The organism is Rhizobium sp. 01L419 (assembly GCF_056400025.1).
Genome location: NZ_JBFTSM010000002.1, coordinates 152,673 through 172,214, shown reverse-complemented (window position 1 = coordinate 172,214; position 19,542 = coordinate 152,673). Strand labels below are relative to the sequence as shown.

Annotated in this window: 18 protein-coding genes; 4 read left to right on the top strand and 14 right to left on the bottom strand. The window is 59.1% G+C overall.

Annotation, left to right across the window (positions count from 1 at the left end):
* Nucleotides 1–15 precede the first annotated feature (15 nt).
* The 3 genes from AC1DUP_RS04700 to araD are packed head-to-tail and all read right to left on the bottom strand — an operon-like array spanning nt 16 to nt 3,684.
* Nucleotides 16–726 carry a ribonuclease activity regulator RraA gene (locus AC1DUP_RS04700; protein ID WP_477832195.1) on the bottom strand — a complete coding sequence of 237 codons (711 nt, stop codon included), beginning with the start codon at nt 724–726 and terminating at the stop codon, nt 16–18.
* 21 nt (nt 727–747) lie between these two features.
* Nucleotides 748–1,938 carry an L-talarate/galactarate dehydratase gene (locus AC1DUP_RS04695; protein WP_113309023.1) on the bottom strand — a complete coding sequence of 397 codons (1,191 nt, stop codon included), beginning with the start codon at nt 1,936–1,938 and terminating at the stop codon, nt 748–750.
* Nucleotides 1,939–1,947: 9 nt separating this feature from the next.
* Nucleotides 1,948–3,684, bottom strand: coding sequence for an L-arabinonate dehydratase (gene araD / locus AC1DUP_RS04690; protein ID WP_477832194.1), 1,737 nt, complete (start codon nt 3,682–3,684; stop codon nt 1,948–1,950).
* Nucleotides 3,685–3,827: 143 nt separating this feature from the next.
* On the opposite strand from araD, the gene AC1DUP_RS04685 reads away from it, so the two are divergent.
* Nucleotides 3,828–4,547: a GntR family transcriptional regulator gene (locus AC1DUP_RS04685; RefSeq protein WP_113301375.1), complete on the top strand. Its 720-nt coding sequence runs from the start codon at nt 3,828–3,830 to the stop codon at nt 4,545–4,547.
* 29 nt (nt 4,548–4,576) lie between these two features.
* Here AC1DUP_RS04685 and AC1DUP_RS04680 read toward each other — a convergent pair whose 3' ends face one another.
* Genes AC1DUP_RS04680 through AC1DUP_RS04665 form a run of 4 tightly spaced genes read right to left on the bottom strand, consistent with a single transcriptional unit; the run spans nt 4,577 to nt 8,992 of the window.
* The gene (locus tag AC1DUP_RS04680) at nt 4,577–5,524 is read right to left on the bottom strand and encodes a 2-hydroxyacid dehydrogenase (protein ID WP_477832193.1); all 948 of its coding nucleotides are present in this window, start codon (nt 5,522–5,524) and stop codon (nt 4,577–4,579) included.
* Nucleotides 5,521–7,155 (bottom strand): ABC transporter ATP-binding protein, encoded by a 1,635-nt coding sequence (locus tag AC1DUP_RS04675; protein ID WP_477832192.1) that lies wholly within the window; start codon nt 7,153–7,155, stop codon nt 5,521–5,523. The genes AC1DUP_RS04680 and AC1DUP_RS04675 overlap by 4 nt, the downstream gene beginning before the upstream one ends.
* Nucleotides 7,148–8,068 (bottom strand): ABC transporter permease, encoded by a 921-nt coding sequence (locus AC1DUP_RS04670; protein WP_113309075.1) that lies wholly within the window; start codon nt 8,066–8,068, stop codon nt 7,148–7,150. The genes AC1DUP_RS04675 and AC1DUP_RS04670 overlap by 8 nt, the downstream gene beginning before the upstream one ends.
* Nucleotides 8,069–8,077: 9 nt before the next feature.
* Nucleotides 8,078–8,992 (bottom strand): ABC transporter permease, encoded by a 915-nt coding sequence (locus AC1DUP_RS04665; RefSeq protein ID WP_113301372.1) that lies wholly within the window; start codon nt 8,990–8,992, stop codon nt 8,078–8,080.
* A gap of 195 nt (nt 8,993–9,187) precedes the next feature.
* On the opposite strand from AC1DUP_RS04665, the gene AC1DUP_RS04660 reads away from it, so the two are divergent.
* A complete protein-coding gene (locus tag AC1DUP_RS04660; protein WP_477832191.1) occupies nt 9,188–9,409 on the top strand; it encodes a carboxylesterase family protein in 222 nt (73 codons plus the stop codon).
* Between the two features lie 239 nt (nt 9,410–9,648).
* Here AC1DUP_RS04660 and AC1DUP_RS04655 read toward each other — a convergent pair whose 3' ends face one another.
* The 6 genes from AC1DUP_RS04655 to AC1DUP_RS04630 all read right to left on the bottom strand — a co-directional run bounded on the left by AC1DUP_RS04655 (nt 9,649) and on the right by AC1DUP_RS04630 (nt 16,402).
* Nucleotides 9,649–10,494, bottom strand: coding sequence for a carbohydrate ABC transporter permease (locus AC1DUP_RS04655; protein WP_113309018.1), 846 nt, complete (start codon nt 10,492–10,494; stop codon nt 9,649–9,651).
* 6 nt (nt 10,495–10,500) lie between these two features.
* Entirely contained in the window at nt 10,501–11,418 is a 918-nt protein-coding gene (locus AC1DUP_RS04650; RefSeq protein ID WP_477832274.1) for a carbohydrate ABC transporter permease, read from the bottom strand.
* Nucleotides 11,419–11,542: 124 nt separating this feature from the next.
* Nucleotides 11,543–12,796: an ABC transporter substrate-binding protein gene (locus AC1DUP_RS04645; RefSeq protein WP_113309016.1), complete on the bottom strand. Its 1,254-nt coding sequence runs from the start codon at nt 12,794–12,796 to the stop codon at nt 11,543–11,545.
* 583 nt (nt 12,797–13,379) lie between these two features.
* Entirely contained in the window at nt 13,380–14,525 is a 1,146-nt protein-coding gene (locus AC1DUP_RS04640; RefSeq protein ID WP_477832190.1) for an ABC transporter ATP-binding protein, read from the bottom strand.
* Between the two features lie 134 nt (nt 14,526–14,659).
* Entirely contained in the window at nt 14,660–15,598 is a 939-nt protein-coding gene (locus AC1DUP_RS04635; protein ID WP_113510213.1) for a PfkB family carbohydrate kinase, read from the bottom strand.
* A gap of 3 nt (nt 15,599–15,601) precedes the next feature.
* Nucleotides 15,602–16,402 (bottom strand): class I fructose-bisphosphate aldolase, encoded by an 801-nt coding sequence (locus AC1DUP_RS04630; RefSeq protein ID WP_113301365.1) that lies wholly within the window; start codon nt 16,400–16,402, stop codon nt 15,602–15,604.
* Nucleotides 16,403–16,636: 234 nt separating this feature from the next.
* On the opposite strand from AC1DUP_RS04630, the gene AC1DUP_RS04625 reads away from it, so the two are divergent.
* On the top strand, nt 16,637–17,398 hold the full coding sequence (locus AC1DUP_RS04625) for a DeoR/GlpR family DNA-binding transcription regulator (protein WP_037123396.1): 762 nt from the start codon (nt 16,637–16,639) through the stop codon (nt 17,396–17,398).
* 160 nt (nt 17,399–17,558) lie between these two features.
* On the top strand, nt 17,559–18,593 hold the full coding sequence (locus AC1DUP_RS04620) for a LacI family DNA-binding transcriptional regulator (protein WP_477832189.1): 1,035 nt from the start codon (nt 17,559–17,561) through the stop codon (nt 18,591–18,593).
* Here AC1DUP_RS04620 and AC1DUP_RS04615 read toward each other — a convergent pair.
* Nucleotides 18,581–19,534, bottom strand: a complete 954-nt coding sequence (locus tag AC1DUP_RS04615; protein ID WP_477832188.1) for an alpha/beta hydrolase — start codon at nt 19,532–19,534, stop codon at nt 18,581–18,583. The genes AC1DUP_RS04620 and AC1DUP_RS04615 overlap by 13 nt on opposite strands.
* Nucleotides 19,535–19,542 lie beyond the last annotated feature (8 nt).

Below are 19,542 nucleotides of genomic sequence, written 5' to 3'. Positions count from 1 at the left end.
TGAGGACATGTCGCCCTATCGGCCGTTCGTCTTCCGCCAATCGGCAAAGAGCGTCAGATTGTTTTCGTCGGTGGCCGGGTAGAGGCCGATGATCGTATGACCTTGCTTGACGCGCTCGGTGACGAAATCCTCGTAGGCGGTCATCTCTACCGCTTCGTCAGCGATCTCGTCGGCGATCTCAGCCGGGATGACGATTACGCTCTCGTCGTCGCCGACGATAACGTCTCCCGGGAAGACCGGCACATCGCCACAACCGATCGGCACATTGATGTCGATCGCCTCGTGCAGCGTGAGGTTTGTCGGGCTGGAGGGGCGATTGTGATAGGCGGGAATATCAAGGCCACCGATTGTCATGGCGTCCCGAAAACCGCCATCGGTGACGACGCCGCCGCCGCCGCGCATCATCAGGCGGGTAATCAGGATGTCGCCGGCGGAGGCGGCTCGCGGATCCTTGCGACTGTCCATCACCAGAACATGGCCTTCCGGGCAGGTCTCGATGGCAAGCCGTTGCGGGTGTTTCGGGTTGCGAAAGACGTTCATTGTGTTGCGGTCCTCGCGCGCCGGCATATAGCGCAATGTGAAGGCCGGCCCCACCATGTTGCGTCCCTTCGGCTGCACGGGCCGAACGTCCTGGACCGTCTGGTTTTTCAGACCGCGCTTGTAGAGTGCCGAACAGAGCGTTGCGACGGAGACACCCATCAGCTTTTCACGGGTTGCAGGGTTCATGTGTCCTTCTCTCCTCCTCGTTCAGGCGCCGAAGCTTTGCGTTTCCACAGTCCAGTCGCGGGCCTTGCCCGTCAGGCTGCAACCGAGCCCCGGACGTGCGGGCACGATCATCCGGCCGTCCTTGATGTCGAGTTGTTCGTTGAACAATGGCGCCAGCCAATCGAAATGCTCCACCCACGGCTCATGCGCATAGGCGGCCGCCAGGTGCAGATGGATTTCCATGGCGAAATGCGGCGCCAGGCGCATGCGTTTCGCCTCGGCCTGCGTGCAGATGCGCAGAAAGGGCGTAATGCCGCCGACCCGCGGCGCATCCGGCTGAATGAAGTCGACGGCATCGGCCCGAATGAGCGCCATATGCTCCTCGGCACTTGCCAGCATCTCGCCGGTCGCGATCGGTGTGGCGAGTTCCCGCGCCAATGCCGCGTGGCCCTCGGCATCATAGGCGTCAAGCGGCTCTTCGATCCATTCAAGATTGAGCGGCTCGACCAGGCGGCCGAAGCGCAAGGCCGTCGTGCGGTCCCATTGCTGGTTTGCATCGACCATCAGCGGTACACGACCATCGATGTGGCTGGTCACGGCATCGAGCCGACGAAGGTCGGCCATCGGGTCGGGCTGTCCCACCTTGATCTTGATGCCGCCGATACCGGAGGCGATCGAGTGATCGATGGCATCGCGGATTTCCTCGATGCTCGATGACAGGAAGCCGCCGGAGGTGTTGTAGCAGGCGACGCTGTCGCGATGGGCGCCAAGCAATTTTGCAAGCGGCAGACCGGCACGTTTCGCCTTCAGGTCCCAGAGGCAGATGTCGATGGCCGCAATTGCTTGCGTGGCAATGCCGGAGCGGCCGACCGAGGCCCCTGCCCAGCAGAGCTTGTCCCATATCCGCGCGGTATCGTTGGGATCTTCGCCAATCAGGTTGTCGGCGATCTCGCAGGCATGTGCATAGAGGCCGGGCCCGCCTGCCCGCTTCGAGTAACTGAAGCCGAGACCACTATGCCCTGCCTCCGACACGATCTCGCAAAACAGAAAGGCCACCTGCGTCAGCGGCTTCTGCCGGCCCGTCAAAACCTTGGCATCGCTGATCGGCCGCGCCAACGGCAGGTAAGCGAGCGACAGGGTGACCGAGCGGATGGCGTCCAGCTTGGACGGACCGGCAGCAAAGCCAGCCTTGGGAGGCTGTGCAGGGATCATGCGTCTTTGGGGATCAGACATTGTGGTGCCTCAATTGATAGCCGGTTCAGGTGTCTTGCCGCCGAATTCCGTCTTCAGGAAATCAAAGTCGCAGCCTTTGTCCGCCTGCTCGATATGGCTGGAGAACATGAAGCCGTAACCGCGCTCGTAACGCCTGGTCGGCGCAAGCCAGGCGGCGCGCCGCGCTGCGATTTCTTCTTCGGAAATCAGCATATTGAGGCTGCGTGCCGGAATATCGAGCTCGACCATGTCCCCCGTTCTCAACAGTGCCAGAGGCCCTCCAACATAGGATTCCGGTGCGACATGCAGCACGCAGGCACCAAAGCTGGTTCCCGACATGCGGGCATCCGAGATGCGCACCATGTCGCGCAGGCCAAGCTTCAACAGCGCCTTCGGCATCGGGATCATGCCCCATTCCGGCATGCCCGGCCCGCCTTGCGGGCCGGCGTTGCGCAGCACGAGCACGGTGTCCGGCGTCAGCGGATAGTCGGGATCGTCGATGATCTTCTTCATGTCCGCATAGCTGTCGGCGACCAGCGCCGGGCCGCGATGGCGATGGAATTTTGGGTCGCAGGCCGCTGGTTTGATGACCGCACCATCGGGACACAGGTTCCCCTTGAGCACGGCGAGCGAACCCTCGTGATAGACCGGGTTCGACAATGGCCGGATAACGTCGTCATTGTAGACCTTCACTTCGTCGAGACCATCCATCAAGGGCTTGCCGGTGACGGTAATCGCGGTTGGATCCAACTTGTCCCCGAGTTGCTTCATCAGTGCGCGCAAGCCACCCGCATAGAAGAAATCCTCCATCAGGTAGGTCGAACCGGAAGGCCGTATGTTGGCGAGAACCGGCGTTGTGCGACCGATGCGATCGAGATCGTCCAGCTCCAGCGGAACGCCGGCGCGTCGGGCCATGGCGATCAGGTGGATGATCGCATTGGTGGAGCAGCCGGTCGCCATGGCGACCGTAACGGCATTGTCGACGGCCGCCGGAGTGATGATCTTGTCTGGCGTCAGATCTTCCCACACCATATCGACAATGCGCCGGCCACAGGCTGCTGACATGCGCTGGTGGTTGGCGTCGGCTGCCGGGATCGACGAAGCGCCCGGCAGCGTCAATCCCATAGCCTCTGCGATCGCCGTCATCGTCGACGCCGTGCCCATGGTCATGCAATGGCCGTAGCTGCGGGCGATCCCACCTTCGATGCCCTGCCACTCCTCCTTGGTGATCGTGCCGGCGCGGCGCTCGTCCCAGTACTTGAAGCCGTCGGTACCGGAGCCGAGCGTCTTGCCGGCATAGTTGCCGCGAAGCATCGGGCCCGCGGGAAGGTAAACGAAGGGAATGCCCATGCTGACTGCACCCATGACCAAGCCCGGTGTCGTCTTGTCGCAGCCGCCCATCAGAACGGCGCCATCGATCGGATGGCTCCGCAGCAGCTCCTCGGTCTCCATCGCCAGCATATTGCGATAGAGCATAGTGGTCGGCTTGACGAAGTTTTCGGAGAGAGAAAGCGCAGGGAGTTCCATGGGGAAACCGCCCGACTGTAGGATTCCCCGCTTCACCCAGTCGGCGCGTTCACGGAAATGCATGTGGCACGGCTGGGCTTCGGACCAGGTATTGATGACGGCAATGATCGGCCTTCCCTGCCAATCCTCCGGCGCATAGCCCATCTGCATCGTCCGCGACCGGTGACCGAATGAGCGTTGATCGTCCGGCAGCATCCATCGGGCAGACCGCAATTGCTCGTAAGTTTTCTTCGCGGTCACGGCTTTCTCCCACCTGTCCACTCGTCCACCTGCACGTTCGCTCTAACTGATATTTTAGTTCAACACATATATCAATCACATTTTTGCATTCTTGTGCATTAGGCGGCACGCAGCTATGAATGGAGTGAAAAGGATTGCCTCACATGAATTCCCAGTTCGCCTCCACATTCGGTCTCACCGCACCCGGTTTTCCAGTCGCCGCCGCCGGTACCGTCCAACGGGTCTATGATGATCTGCGAAAGCGCATCATCACCATTCAGCTGCCGCCAGACACCACGCTGTCGCGCACCGAGCTTACCGAGACCTATGAAGTCAGCCAGACTCCGATTCGTGACGCATTGCAGCTTCTCAAACAGGAGGGGCTGGTTCGCATTCATCCGCAGTCCCGCACTGTGGTGACCCGGATCGACGTCCTGCAAATTTACGAGGCGCATTTCCTTCGCATCGCACTGGAAACGGAAGTCTGCCGCCGCCTGGCGACCGATCCGGATCTGGATCCGAGCGTTATCACGCGAGCCCGCTCGATCATCAAGATGCAGTCGGCAGTCTCCGATGACGCCGATCAGATCGCGATCTTCCAAGAGCTCGACGAGCTCTTTCACCAGACATTGTTCGCTGGCGTGAAGCGTAGCAGCCTTCACCAACTGGTTCGCGAGCGGTCCGGCCATCTCGAGCGCATTCGTCGTTTGCATCTACCCGAAAAGGGCAAGATCATGACCATTCTCGAGGGGCACCACGCCATCATCGACGCGATTGCCGCTCGCAACGAACAGGGTGCCGTCGATGCGATCCGTGACCATCTGAGCCAGACCGTCGCAAAAGTCGAAGACCTGCGGAAGGAATTTCCGAATTATTTCGTCTGATGCTGCTGTGCCGTGGGTTGCCGCCGGTCTCAATTGACCGGGGTTAGCAGCGGCCTGCCCGCGAAGAAGGCAGCAAGGTTGTCGACCGTCAATTGCGCCATCCTGTCGCGCGTTTCCTCGGTACCGCTGGCGTGATGAGGATATAGCACAACGTTATCTAGCGTTGCGAAGCGCGGATCGGGATTGGGTTCGTTGAGGTAGACATCGATGCCGGCCGAAGCGATACGCCTTTCCTGCAAGGCCCCGATCAGGGCAGGCTCATCAACCACGGTGCCCCGAGCAATGTTGATGAAGCTGCCCGTTGGTCCAAGCGCATTCAGCACGTCCGCCGAAATCAACCCCTCGGTCGAGGGGCCGCCCGGTGTCGCCGCAATCAGGATATCGGCCCATTCCGCCAGTTTTACCGGGTTGTCGAAATAGGCAAAATCATTGTCGGATTTCTTCGTCCGCCCATAATAGCCGACGGTCAGCCCGACAGCTTCGCATCGCTTGGCAATCGCCAACCCTATCCGGCCGAGGCCGACGATCCCGGCCCTCTTGCCCGATGTCGATGTGGTCAGCGGCATCATGCCTTTCAGCGCCCAGTCGCCGGAGCGCACATAGCGATCGCCTTGCGGCAGGCGCCGACGCGCCGCCAGCATCAGAAGCAACGCCATGTCGGCAACGTCGTCGCAAAGCACCTCGGATGTGTTGGTAAGCCTGATGCCGCGCCGTGTCATCGCCTCGACATCCATCTGGTCGTAGCCGGCCGAGGAACAGGCTGCCAGCTTCAACGCCGGCAATTTTGAAAGCAGTGCATCGTCAATAGTCACATGGCCGTTGCAGACCAGAGCCGTGCAGATCGGGCCGGCTTTCCGCAAGAGGGTATCCCGTTCTTCGCCTCTTACAAGATCCAGCCGGTGCAGCGTGTAGCTCTCCTCCAGCATCGCCATCTGACGGGGCCGGAGCGGGTAGGCAATGATTACATCGGGCTTCATGCGGGAACGAGTCCTTCCTGTCTGTGACGTGCGGCGCGGCGGGCGGCCTGAACCTCCGGATCGGGATCGAGGCTGGCGGCAAGCAGCGCCTGAGTGTAGGGGTGGGAGGGCGCGTCGAAGATCTGGCGAACCGGCCCCTCCTCGACAATCTTGCCAGCCTTCATGACGATGACACGATCGGCAAAATCGCGCACCACCGGCAGGTCGTGTGCAATGAAAAGATAGGATAGGCCAAATTCGCGACGCAGGCCCTCGAGTAACGCGATCACCTGTGCCTGGACCGACACGTCGAGCGCCGACACCGCCTCGTCGCAGATAATCAGTTTCGGCTCCATGGCGAGCGCACGGGCAATCGCGATGCGCTGGCGCTGGCCGCCGGAGAACTGATGTGGATATCGATCCGCCATATCCGGTTTTAGGCCAACCTTGACCAGCAATTCGGCTACCTTTTCCTTCCACCTCGCTTTCGGCAGGATATCCGGGTGAATGACCCAGGCCTCGGAAATCAACCGGAACACGCTCATCCGCGGGTTGAGTGACTGTGTCGGATCTTGAAAGACCATCTGCAGATCGCGACGCAGCCCGAATATTTCCCTCGGGGTCATCGCAAGCAGATCGTTGCCGCGATAGAGGACCTGGCCCTCCTGCGGATCATCGAGGCGAACGATCGCCCGAGCAAGCGTCGACTTGCCGGAGCCGCTCTCGCCGACAACGGCAACCGTCTCGCCCGGCATGATGACGAAATCCACGCCTTTGAGAGCCTGGAATAGGCCATAGCTCTTCTTCAAGCCAATTGCGCGCAGCAGCGGCTCGCCCTGCCGGTCACGCTCTTGCGGCATCGCGCCCTTCCCGGGTGCGGCGGCAATCAGCTTCTTCGTATAGGGGTTCTGCGGGTTGCGGTAGACTTCGGCCGCATCGCCCGTTTCGACGATGCACCCGGAATTCATCACCACGACCCGGTCGGCGATTTCAGCAACGACGCCGAGATCGTGCGTGATCAGCAACATGCCCATGCCGGTTTCCCGCTGCAACTCCTGCAGAAGTTCGAGCACCTGCGCCTGCACCGTAACGTCCAGCGCCGTGGTGGGTTCATCCGCAATCAATATGTCGGGCTTGCAGGCGATCGCCATAGCGATCATCAGACGCTGCCGCTGTCCACCAGAAAACTGGAACGGATACTTGTGCATCGCCGCTTGCGGATCGGCTATGCCGACGCGCCCAAGCAATTCGAGCGCTCTCACACCGGCGCGCTCCGCGGACTGACCATGCGTGGTCATCATTTCGGTAATTTGCCAGCCGACGGTATAAACCGGATTGAGATGCGCCAGCGGGTCCTGAAAAATCATGGCGATCTTCGCGCCATTGATCGAACGCCGCTCCTCGGGCGTCATTTTCAGCATGTCGCGCCCATTGAGGAGAATGGCACCGCTGGTGATCTTACCGGGCGGCGTATCGATCAGATTCATGATCGCCGAGGCAGACACGGACTTGCCCGAGCCGCTTTCCCCAAGGATCGCCAGCGTCTCACCACGATCGAGATACCAGCGAACATCTTGTACCGCCTTGACGGTGCCGGTCACTGTGTGGAACTCGACCGAGAGGTCGCGCACTTCCAAAAGATGTTCAGCCATTCTTCCTGCCTCCTATTTCAAGGCGCCAGCGTTGTATCGGATCGAGCGCGATCCGCAGCCAGTTCGACAGAAGGTTGAGCGACAGCGTCGTCAGGATGATTGCAAGGCCCGGCCAGAAGGAAAGCCACCAGGCATTGGTGAGATAAGGCCGCCCTTGGGCAACCATGAGGCCCCAGGTGATCTCCGGCGCCTGAATGCCGATCCCAAGGAACGACAGCGAGGACTCGGCCAGCATGACGAAGGCGAAATCAAGCGTCGCGATCGTAACCAGCGTGGGCAGGATCACCGGCAAGATGTGACAAAAGACAATGCGCCAGTGCGATGCTCCCATGACCTTCGCCGCCTGCACGAACATCCGCTCGCGCACCTCAAGCACTTCGGCGCGTGTGGTGCGCAGATAGATGGGAATGCGGGTGATCGCCAATACCAGGACGATATTGGCGACCGAAGGTTCGAGCATATAGAGCACGATCACCGCCAGAAGCAGCGACGGAAAGGACATGATCACGTCGCCGAGGCGCATGATCCATTGAGCGGCGGAAGAGCGGCTGTAACCCGCCACCAGACCAAGCGTCGTCCCAACGATCGATGATGCGAGCACCGCTGCCGCGGCCACGAGGATGGTGTTTTGCGCCGCCACGACGACGCGGGCAAGAAGCGGTCTGCCCAGAGCGTCGGCGCCCAGGACATAAAGCAATCCGCGTGTAATATCGAACGGCGGCGCGTTGCGGCCCCGCAGATTCTGCTTGGTGGCAATGCCCTCCAGCAAGAACGGACCAAACAGCGCACAGAGAAGAACGATCAACAGAAAAACAGCAGCGAAGAAAGCGAGCTTGTCCGCCCACAGCATAGTCAGCCAACGTCCGATCGGGCCGTTCGGTTTTTTCCCGGCGAGGATTTGTGTGTCGGTCATCGTCATCGCTCAATACCGGATACGTGGATCGAGCAGCACATAGGCGAGGTCGATCAACAGGTTCATGATGAAGATCGCCAGTGCCGAAACCATGATGACGGCCAGCACGACGGCGAAATCGCGAAGTAGGATGGAATCGATCATCAGCTTGCCGATGCCCGGAAAGCCAAACACCGTCTCGACGACAACGGCACCGTTCAAGATGGCAGCCGCCTGGTCGCCTATGACTGTGATCACCGGAAGCATGGCGTTGCGCAGTCCGTGAATGAAGATGATCGAGTTCGAGCGGACACCCTTGGCACGGGCCGTCTTCACATAGGCGGAAGAAAGAACACTGATCATCGAGCCGCGGACCACCTGCAGGATCAGACCAAAGGGCCTGATGAACAGCACGCTGACCGGCAAGACCCAGTGCCAGACGCTTCCCGTTCCCGATGTCGGCAGCACATGCAGTTTAACGGCGAAAATGACGATCGCCACGATGGCCAGCCAGAAATCCGGCGCCGCAGCGCCGATCAGCGAGAAGAAAGTGGCGAGACGGTCGAATACACCGCCGACGCGAAACGCCGCTAGCGAACCAATGACGATCGCTGCGACCGTGACCAGCGCCATGGTGATGACAGCCAGCCAGAAGGTCCAGACGAAGGCCTCCAGCACGACATCTACGGCCGGACGGGCCTGTCGCAGTGACTGACCGAAATTGCCCTGTGCGAGATCGGAAACGTAACGGCCGAATTGCACGATCAACGGATCGTTGAAACCGTTCATCTCACGGAATTGCTGGCGCATTTCCGAGGTTGCGTCGATTGGCAGGTAGAGATCAGTCGGATCGCCCGTCAGCCGGGACAAGAAGAATACGATGACGATAAGCACCACGAGCGATACGCCACTGGCGATCGCCCGCTTGCCGATGAAACTTTTCATGCCACTCCTCCCGAGTGAAACCCATGTGGGTTCATGCGATCCAGTTTCCGTCTTCACCGTCCGGAGCTCGACTTGTCATGCCCCGCGGCGACGGGCTCGGCCCTAAAACGAGCAGCACCACAACTGAAATATTAGTGCTTCTAAAATTTTTGTGAAGCTTTTTTTGAGAAATCGTCATGCCTTGGGGATATTGCAGTGGAGCAAGGCCAGGTGCGAAGCACCACCGATGGAAATGTGACCACCTTTGAGGCTATTCCAATTGCTACGCCGCCCGGGGGCGACCTGCGGTGGCGGGCACCTGCCGCGGCGGCGTCATGGGGACGGGATGAGGAACGCCAGACGCGCGAGGCAGCCCCGCCTTCGTCTCAACCCTGCCTCTTTGAAGGTCAGCGAGATGCTGCCCTCGTCCCATCTTGATGTCGAGTTTCTTGTGGCTCGCCTGCGCGTGTCACCAGTTCTCCAAAACTGGGCCGCCCGAAAGTCCCCGAGCGCGACACGCGGATAGGCTTCTCACGCGTCGACCGGGCGCGAGGCCATAGAGTGGCCGCGATAATCAAGTGAACACGGAACGGGTCTCGCATATCCGGCTTCACCCGCGAGCGGCTCTATTTTCCAAAACGCAAACGCCGCCGCCCGCTAAACGATCATTCGCCTGCTCAGCTCTTCACCGACCCGGCTGCCATGCCTGCGAGGAAGTAGCGTTGAGCAATCAGATACAGGATCAGAAGCGGGAGCGATCCCAGCACGCTCATCGCCATCATCTCGTTCCATTCGAACGCATGCTGGCCCATCAGCAACTCGATACCGATGGGAACAGTCCGCATGTCCATCGACTTCGTCAAAGTCAGCGCAAAGAGGAATTCGTTCCATGCCAGCAGAAATGTGTAGACCGCGGTCGCGACGATACCGGGCACCGACAGCGGGATGATCACACGCCACAGCGCCGTCCAGCTTGACCCGCCATCGACAAGTACGGCCTCATCGAGCTCCCTCGGCAGGGTATTGAGATAGCCGGTCATCAGAAGGATCGCATAAGGCAGGGTGAAGACCATGTAGGTCAAAATCAGCGCAAAATAGGTGTTGAAAATACCGAAGGCGACGACCATGCCGAAATAGGGGATCAAAAGCGTGATCGGCGGAACGGTCTGTGTACTGATGATGAACACGTTCAGCGTTTTCTTGAGCCGGAATGAATACCGGCTGAAAGCATAGGCCGTCAGGATGGCGATCAGCACCGTCAGAACCGTTACCACTCCCGCGACGAGATAGCTGTTGAGAAAGAAGCGAACTTTCGTCGGGTCGTTGAAGATCGAAAGATAGGCGACGTTGGTGAATTGCTCGGGCAGCAGCCGCGGCGGCAGGGCAAAGATCTCGGTGTTTGACTTCAAGGATGTGAAGAACATCCACAGGATCGGAAAGCCCGCGAAGACCAGACCGACCGCGAGCCCGAGATAGGTGAGAAGGGTCGGTACTATGGTGCGACTGAGAGAGCGTTTTGCCATTGCCGGTCACCTGGCCTTCTGATGTTTGATGTAGAAGTACGTGGCGCCCATCGAGATGATCAGAATGAAGATTGCGCTCGCCGACGCGCGCGAAAATTCATAACTCGAAAACGCAAGCTTGTAGGTGTAGGTGCTGAGCACCTCGGTCGCGTAGATCGGACCGCCTCCCGTCGTCATCCACACAAGGGGGAAGACCTGCATCGTCCAGATGAAATCAAGCAAGGCAATGCTGATGATGATCGGCATCAGTTGCGGGATCGTGATGTAGCGGAATTTCTGGAACTCATTGGCGCCGTCAATGCCAGCTGCCTCGTAGAGATCCTTGGGTATGCCCTGAAGGCCAGCGAGAAGGCTGACCATATAGAGCGGATATCCCGCCCAGATATTCGCAAAGGTCAGCGCATGCAGCGCGGTTTTCGTCGAAGAAAACCACTCGACCTTGAAGTCAATGATATGGAGCGTCATCAGGATGCTGTTGACCACGCCATTTGGGTCCAGGAGCAGCCGCCAGATGATGGCGATGATCACCGCCGTGAAGAGCCAGGGCAAAATGTAGAGAACCCGCAGGATGCTTCTGATCAACGGATCGACACGCTGGCTGTTGAGCAGAAGGGCGAAGGCCAGACCGATCAGGAGATGGAAGATGACGCTCATCACCGTGAAATAGAGTGTCTGCCCGACCGACTGCCAGAAAACCGGATCTCTGAAGATCGTCACATAGTTCTGCAAACCGACGAAGGACGCGTCCTTTTTCGTGATCGCACCGTCCATGAGCGAATAGCGCAGGACAGTGATCATGGGAAACAGCATCAGGAGACAGAACAGAAACGTCGCTGGGGCAACATAGAAGTAGGGAACCAGCCTCTTTCTTGTTTTGTAAGACAGCATGCCACGCTTGCGTATTTTCGCTTGCGTCCGGATCATAGTTTCTGTGGCGAGGCTCATGAGATGTGATTTTCCGCCTGGTCGTGAAATCTATCAATTCGTCCTGATGTAGTGGCAGCGCAATAAACTCTATCGCGCTGCCGACGATTGGTCGGTGGGGTGCTTACTTGTTGAACTCGACCAACCATTGCTTCTGCGTATTGGCAGCCGCGTCCTTTGCGGTTTGCTGACCGTCGAACATCTTTTGAACTTCGACGTTCATCTGGCGCATGAGATCTTCGGCCACCGGCAGTCCGACGAATTCGTTGGCGAGCTTCCCGCTTTGGAATATCTTGAAGGCTTCTTCAAACAGCGGGTCGGACTTGGAGAAATCCGGTTTTGCGTTGATATTGCCCGGGAAGGCATTGGCGATCGACACGAGGCGGCTGTTCACTTCCGGGCTCATCAGATATTCGACGAGCTTCCAGGCTTCCGCCTTGTGCTCGCTTTTGTCGCTGATGCCGATACCCCAGGAAGCATAGGGAAGCCCGCGCTTGCCGGTATAGCCGTCGACGGCTGGAAGGGCGGAGATACCGAACTTGAGATTGGGGTTTCGCTGGCGAATGAGATTGATGTGGGCCAACGAGTCGATCATCATGCCGACACGCCCGTTGACGAATTCTTCGACCTTGTCCTGCTCCTTCTTGGCAAAAATACCAGGTGAGATGACGCCGGCATCCTGCAGCGACTTGATGTATTCAAGCGTGCCGACGACGGAGGCGTTTTCCAGATCGGGCTTGCCATCCTTGAGCATGGATGCTCCGGATGCCCAAACCCAGGACATCACGTCATTCTGGATGCCACCGGGATTTTGCAGCGAAAGCGGTAGCACCCAACCGTATTGGTTCTTGTCCGCATTGGTCATCTTCTTGGCGGCAGCGGCGAATTCGGTGCGGTTTGTCGGCAGCTTTTCGACGCCGGCCGCCTTTGCCAGATCGAGGTTTACGAAGACCGGGTAGACGAACGAGGCAAGCGGGAACATGACGCTTTGCCCGTTGACCTTGATGATGTCGGCGATCTGGCTCTGATCATATTTGGCGTCAGCCATCAGGCTGTCCATCGAGGCGATTGCTCCCTGCTTCGCCAAGCCGTTGACCCATGCGCCGTCCAGGCCGACCACATCGCTGAGTGTCCCCGACGCAGCGCCGACAACAATCTGATCATGGGTAGCGGAATAGGGACCGCTGACGAGCGTCACCTTGATGCCGGGGTTTTTGGCTTCAAAGTCATCCATGATGCTTCGCAGAGCACCGGCGGGCATTTCTGGCTCCCACCACTGGATGAACTCGAGATTGGTCTGAGCAAAGGCGCAGGTGGCGCATAGTGCCCAGGCGGCCACGGCCGACTGAGCCGCCACGATAAATCTTCTGACGTTCATGTTTCCCTCCCTGAAAACGATATTTCGTTCGATCCTCCCGATCGAGACCAAAGTAGGTTCCTTTAGGGGTCTGGCTGTCAATGAAGAACTGCAATCGGCAAAAGCAAGCAGGCGGCAAAGACCGGAAAAATCAACGTAAGCCATTGATTAATTGCGGTTTTATCCATGGATTTCGAGCTGCTTTTTTCTACTCCGCATATTTCTCGTGTCGCATTTTTTCTTTACTTTCGTAAACAAATGAAAGCCATTCCGCTCAAAGGAAAACAAATGAAAGGCTTGCGGATCGAAGAAAAGCGGGGTTCAGATCGGTCGTGGCGCCTGTCGATATCGCACCTAAAATGCGTTCAACCAACGGCCAGGTGTGCTCGGATTATCAACGAACACCGGAAGGACCCACCTCCGCAGCGAGCTTAAAGGCTGCGGGACGGTGTGACATCCCACGCTCTCGCGCGATGAACTTATCGGCGAACGCTTCTGAGCAACGGAACAAGCATCCCTTTGCGCTACGCAGGTCGACCGTAAGGATGGAAGGGAAAGCTAAGAGCCTGATCCCACCAACCAGCTCCGCTATTTGCGGATCATGCTAGATTGCCAGATGCGTCTGGGGATCGAAGAAGTGCAACTTGGCCACATCGATCGCCAGGTTGATCATTGCGCCCGGCTGGGCTGTACTGATGGATTCGAACTTCGCCACGGCGTTTGCCGCGCCGCTCAGATCCTCGACGGCATCGGGGTCACCGGAATCGATCCGCACCGCTTCGATCTTCAGATGGACGATCAGTTCGGAGCCCAGTTCCTCGATCGATTTTACAAGACCCGGGATCGTCGCGTAGCGCGATCCCGATTCCAGACCGCTGTCGTAAAGGTCTTCCGGGCGAATGCCGAAGATGATCGTCTTGCCTTCGAACGCCGCCAGACCGGGAGACTGCTCGAATGCGGTCGCCGCGACCGGTATGGAAAAGGTGGGCAGATCGATCCTGCCGTTCTGCAGGCGGCCTTCGAACAGGTTCATGGACGGCGACCCGATGAAACCCGCAACGAAGGCATTGACCGGTCGGCTGTACAATATCTTTGGCGTGTCGACCTGTTGAAGGACGCCGCCCTTCAAGACCGCAACCCGGTCACCCATGGTCAAGGCTTCGGTCTGATCGTGCGTCACATAAATCGTCGTCACGCCCAGCTGTCTCTGCAGGCTGACGATTTCGGCGCGCATTTGCACGCGCAGCTTGGCATCGAGGTTAGACAGGGGCTCGTCCATGAGAAATGCCGCCGGTTCGCGCACCATGGCGCGTCCCATGGCGACCCGCTGACGTTGGCCGCCGGAGAGCGCTGCCGGTTTGCTGTCGAGCAGCGTATGCAGCTGAAGGGTCTTGGCTATTTCGTGGACCCGCTTCGTGCGTTCGGCCTTGCTCTTCCCCGCAAGTTTCATCGAGAAGGCAATGTTGTCGAACACCGTCATATGCGGATAGAGCGCATAGCTCTGAAACACCATCGCTATGTCCCGGTCCTTCGGCGCGAGATCCTCGACATTCTCTCCACCGATGCTCAGGGTCCCGCTGCTGATCTCCTCCAGCCCGGCAATCATGCGTAATGCCGTCGATTTTCCGCATCCCGAAGGGCCGACAAGGATGAGGAACTCGCCATCATTTATCGTCAGGCTAAGATCTTTGATCGCGTGGAATTTGGTTCCAAAGGTCTTGCAAATCTTGTCCAGCACAACAACAGCCACTGCACTTCCTCCCTCGTATCATTGTCATCCAATCCTCAGGGGGACAGCCCTCCCGGCGCCGCCTTCAGATCGAACTCAAACAGTCATTTGCGCAGCGCCAATCCGATCGTCCAGGGCACCAGAGTGATGAACTCTCAGTCCGGTGACGCAATCGGTCTGGGCACGGGCGCATTTTCCTCAGCCATCCAGGCGAGACAGGTGCTTTGATCCGGCAGAGCCATGCGGCCGCCCGGGCCGGTCACAGAGATCGCGGCTGCCGCAGTTGCGTAGACGGCGCAGGCGACAGGCTGCTTTCCCTGTGTCAGCGCAAAGGCATAAGCGCCGTGGAAGCAATCTCCGGCGCCTGTCGTGTCGACCGCTTTGACCTCGTAGGCCGGAACATGCCACAAAACGGCATCTCCCGTCTGCCTGATATAAGACCCTCGCTCACCGTCGGTCAGAACGACTGCGGTGCGGTCGTCAGACCAAAGCTTGTGCAGGATCACCGTCGGATCGGTTTCGCCAGAATAAGTCTGTGCGAATTTCAACGGCAATACCAGATGGTTGGACAGGCTCATCAATCGTCCGGTCGCAGGCCCGATCGTCCATTCAATGTCTGCCACCACTGCCAGGCCCAGCATGCGGGCGCGCGCAACGATCGTATCTGCGTGAGTGGCATAGCCGTCGATCAACAGCACCTGGGCTTGTGCAAGAGTTCTGTCGGTCAGCGCGTCTGAGGTTCCGTGCGGCACATCATCGTCATAGGCAATAAACCTGTCGCCTTCGGGTCCGACCGTGATCACCGACCGTATTGGCCTAGCGTCGGGACGGCGCGGCGCAAAGGATATATCGACCCCGTGCCGTTCAAGTTCGCGGGCGCTGACATCGGTGAGAGGATGATCGCTCAGCCAGCCGATGAAACCGGCCCGTCCCCCCAGCCTTGCGACCGCAACAAGGGCTGTCGCGACATTGCCGCCGTGGTCCTGGGTGCGATTTGTCACCTTTCCCTTACCGGCACTCAGCGGTCGGTCGACATAGATGATATCGTCGATCGCGAGAGCCCCGAAGCCCAGAACCTGAAGGTTATTTATCACCTGTCAACCGCCCGCGGCAGCGAGCGCCTCTTGCGGCGCCATACCGCTGTGAATGACAAGCTTGAAGGCGCGCGCCGCCATCGTCGTATCGCCGTGACCCCAAAGGTTTCGCCCCACCACGGCACCCTTCGCCCCCGCACGCAAGGCATCGGCGGTCTGTGTCAGAGCACCGAGCAGATTTTCCGTTTTCGGACCGCCCGCGATAACGACGGGAACCGGGCAGGTGGCGACGGTTTCCCGGAAAGAGTCGAAGTCTCCGGTGTACCCGACCTTGATCACGTCAACGCCGGTCTCGAACCCGATCCGCACGGCATAGGCGATTTCGTCGGGGGTGAAGACGATCTTGCCGCCGTTTGAATAGTCGCGGGGATAGACATGCGCAACGACCGGCATTTCAAAGCGAGCGGCGGCGTTGACGGTATCGGTGAGCCAGCGAATGTATTCGCCTTCGGTATTGCCGCGCACCGGAATGGCAACGGCAAGAGCATCTGCACCGTATCGTACCGCATCCTCAGGGGTCGCGATCAACTGACGAATTCGGTCGTCGGGCGTAAAGCAACCGGCTTGAATGACCAATGCGGCCTTGCCTGCATAGGCGGGCCACAAGTGGCGCGCAGCACCAGGCTGAATGCTGATATAGTCCGGCTCTCCGGCCATCACCCGCTTTAGAGCGCCCGGCAGATCCGCGAGACCACCCTCACGGACATTGCCATAGCCAACGAAGTGGTCGACGGCGCCACCGAACAAATGCCCTGACGGATGTGAAAACAGCCGTGACAGGCGAATTTTGGTTCCAAGGCCCATATCGATGCTGTCCCTTTACAAGTTTGATTTCGTGTTGAGAAACACTAACTCGAAAATAAACGAATGTTCAATATTTCGATTTCTTTCGTTTTGATTTAAGATGGCTGCAACGCGCGGTAGGTTCCCATCGGCACTGCCTTTCCTCGCGCTTTTTGACTTAAAGTGGTTGTCGCGTATTTTCGAATTTCGAAACCTCGGCACCCTCGCTTATATGAAAGGAATTCGAGGTCACACATGCTGGCGGAACAACGGCGACATCAGATCATGCTGGAACTTCAGCGGACCGGCCAGGCGCGCACCAGCCAGCTGGCGGAAAACTTCGGCGTCTCCGAGGTGACCATCCGATCCGACCTGGAAATTCTGGATGCCAAGAAGCAGCTCATCAAGACGCATGGTGGCGCGATCGCATTGCCGGCCAGCTCTCCCGCAGCAGCCTTCGAAGAACGGATGAACCGCAATTTCGACGCCAAACGACGCATCGCGCAGATGGCGGCACGCCAGATCATCGACAACCAATCCGTTGTGTTCGACAGCGGCTCCACGCTGCTACAGGTCGCCATGCAAATGCCCCCGGTCAATAACGTCGTGGTGGCCACAACCGCCATGAACATCGCGCAGCATCTGATGTATCGGCCGGGGCTGGACGTGCATATGATAGGCGGCCGGGTCTTTCCGAGCACCGTCAGCACGATCGTGTCGGATTCCGACAAGGCCGTGGGCGGTCTCGTCGCCCATCAGGCGTTCCTCAGCGCTCATGCCATCGATCACGCATTCGACGTCGTCGACGTCTCGGAAGACATTGCGCGCACAAAACGTAATCTGGTCCGCATGGCGAGACGCGTGATCCTCGTGGCGGATTCCAGCAAGTGGGATATTGGTGCCTCGTCCAAGGCATTTTCGCTTTCACGGGTCGATCTGATCATCACCGACACTGGCATGCCGCATGGGATTCGCAGTCGGCTGGACAAGCTGGGGGTCGAGGTGCGCTACGTGTAGGGCGGCGGCGGTTGCGCCGCTGTTTGTGCTTGTGTAACAAAAAATTTTGCGCATGCGACATTGTCAGGCTAGAAACGCAATTCGAAAGCCCTCACACTGACCGCCTTTGCGATATCGGCTGACGCAGACGAGCCTTGGCGCAGTGCAACCAGAATTGCCAATGGACAAGATGACGATCAAAACCATGGACGATTTCGCCCGGTCCTGCGGCGTTTCCCGTCCAACGCTTTCGCGGTATTTCGATAGCCCGAGCAGTGTAAAGCCGGGGACGCGCAAACGCATCGAGGACGCGCTGTCGGCATCGGACTACCGTCCCAATCTCTATGCGCGCAACCTTAATCGCAAGAGGACACGTAACGTCGGCATTCTCGTGCCCGTCATTACAGATCCATTCTATGCCGAAATGGTCAATCGTCTCGAGTTGCGCGTCCGTGATGAGGGTTACTGGCCAATCGTCATCTCGTCCCACGGCTTGCCGGATCTCGAAGCCGAGGCTGTCAACACACTCTTGTCCCTGAAGGCAGCCGGCGCGATCATCGCCCCGCTGGGTCTCACTTCCGAGCCGGGCATCTTCGAAAAACTCCGAGAGAGCATTCCCATTGTCTACTTCGATACGTTCATCGAAGGCGACACGCCCTTCATTGGCAACAACAACGCCCAAAGCGTTGCGACGATCGTCGACTATCTGTGCCGATCGGGCGAGCCGCCTGCATATTTCGACATTCCGCATGTCAATCACAATTCCGGGGAGCGGCTGGCAAGCTATATCGCCACGATGGAGTCGCTCGGTTTCGAACCGGTCGTGTTTGGCGCCACCGAGAGCTACGGCTGGGATTTCGAACGTATGGGATATGAGCAGACCGATGCAATGATCGCGGCTGGAACGCTGCGGGGCAGGACAATCCTCTGCGCGAACGATCGCCTCGCCTTCGGCGCGATGGCCGCCGCCCATTCTCGCGGCCTTCGCGTCGGCCGCAGGAGCGATAGCGATCTTCGCATCGCCGCCCATGACGACCATCCCCTCAGCCGCTATACCTGCCCGCCACTGACGACGATGGCGCAAGACTTCACCGCCATGGCACGCAGCAGTGTCGACACACTGCTTTCGATGCTGGACGAAGACAATGACACCACGCAGGTCGTTGCACGAAGGATCATCCTCGACGGTACATTGGTGATGCGTCAGTCGGCGTGATTGAGGAGGCTGCGCCATCCGGCAACCGCCTCTTCCACCGCCCGCCGCGCCGCCGGAATGTGCCGCCCCATGGAAACGAAACCATGGATCTGGTCCTGCCAACGCCGAGGGATTACAGGGACACCCGCCTCTGCAAGCCGGCGGGCATAGGCGTCGCCCTCGTCTGCGAGGATATCATGGCCGGCAATCGCGACGAAGGCCGGTGGCACACCCGCGATATTTCCGACGCGCAGGGGGGAAACGCGCCAATCAGCGATATCAGCCGCATCGCGGACGTAATGATCCCGGAACCAGCGCATCGTCGAGGTCGTCAACCCGTATCCTTCGGAAAACCTGACATAGCTGTCGGCCGTCTGTCCGGCATCGGTGTTGGGATAGAGCAGAAGCTGCGCAGAAATTTTCCGCGCGACGCCATCCCGCGAGAGAAGTGACAGGACAGCGGCCAGATTGCCGCCGGCGCTATCGCCCGCGACCGCGATCCGATCCGGATCGATACCGAACGCGCGTGCCTGCTCCACCACATAGGCAAGGGCCGATACGCAATCTTCCAAACCCGCCGGGAACTTGTGCTCGGGGGCCAGCCGATAGTCGGGGCAAAATACGATACAGGCGCCGATATTTGCAAACCACCGGCAGATCTCGTCGTGGGATTCAAGCGTGCCGACGACCCAGCCGCCGCCGTGAAGGTAGAGAAGTGCCGGCGCATCCGCGTCTGGAGCACCCACACCGCGATAGATCCTGAGCGGGATCGGGCCGCCTGCCCCGGCGATCGTTCTGTCCTCGATGGCAGCGACCGGCTCGCGATCACCCTGCAATGTCGGGCAACCCGCGTCATAGGCAGCGCGCGCCTCGTCTGCTGTGCCGCGCTCAAAGGGTGGCTGCTTTGCGGCGCGACCGAGCGCCAGGACATGCGCGGCGCCGGGATCCAATCGATCTTTCATCGCTTCAC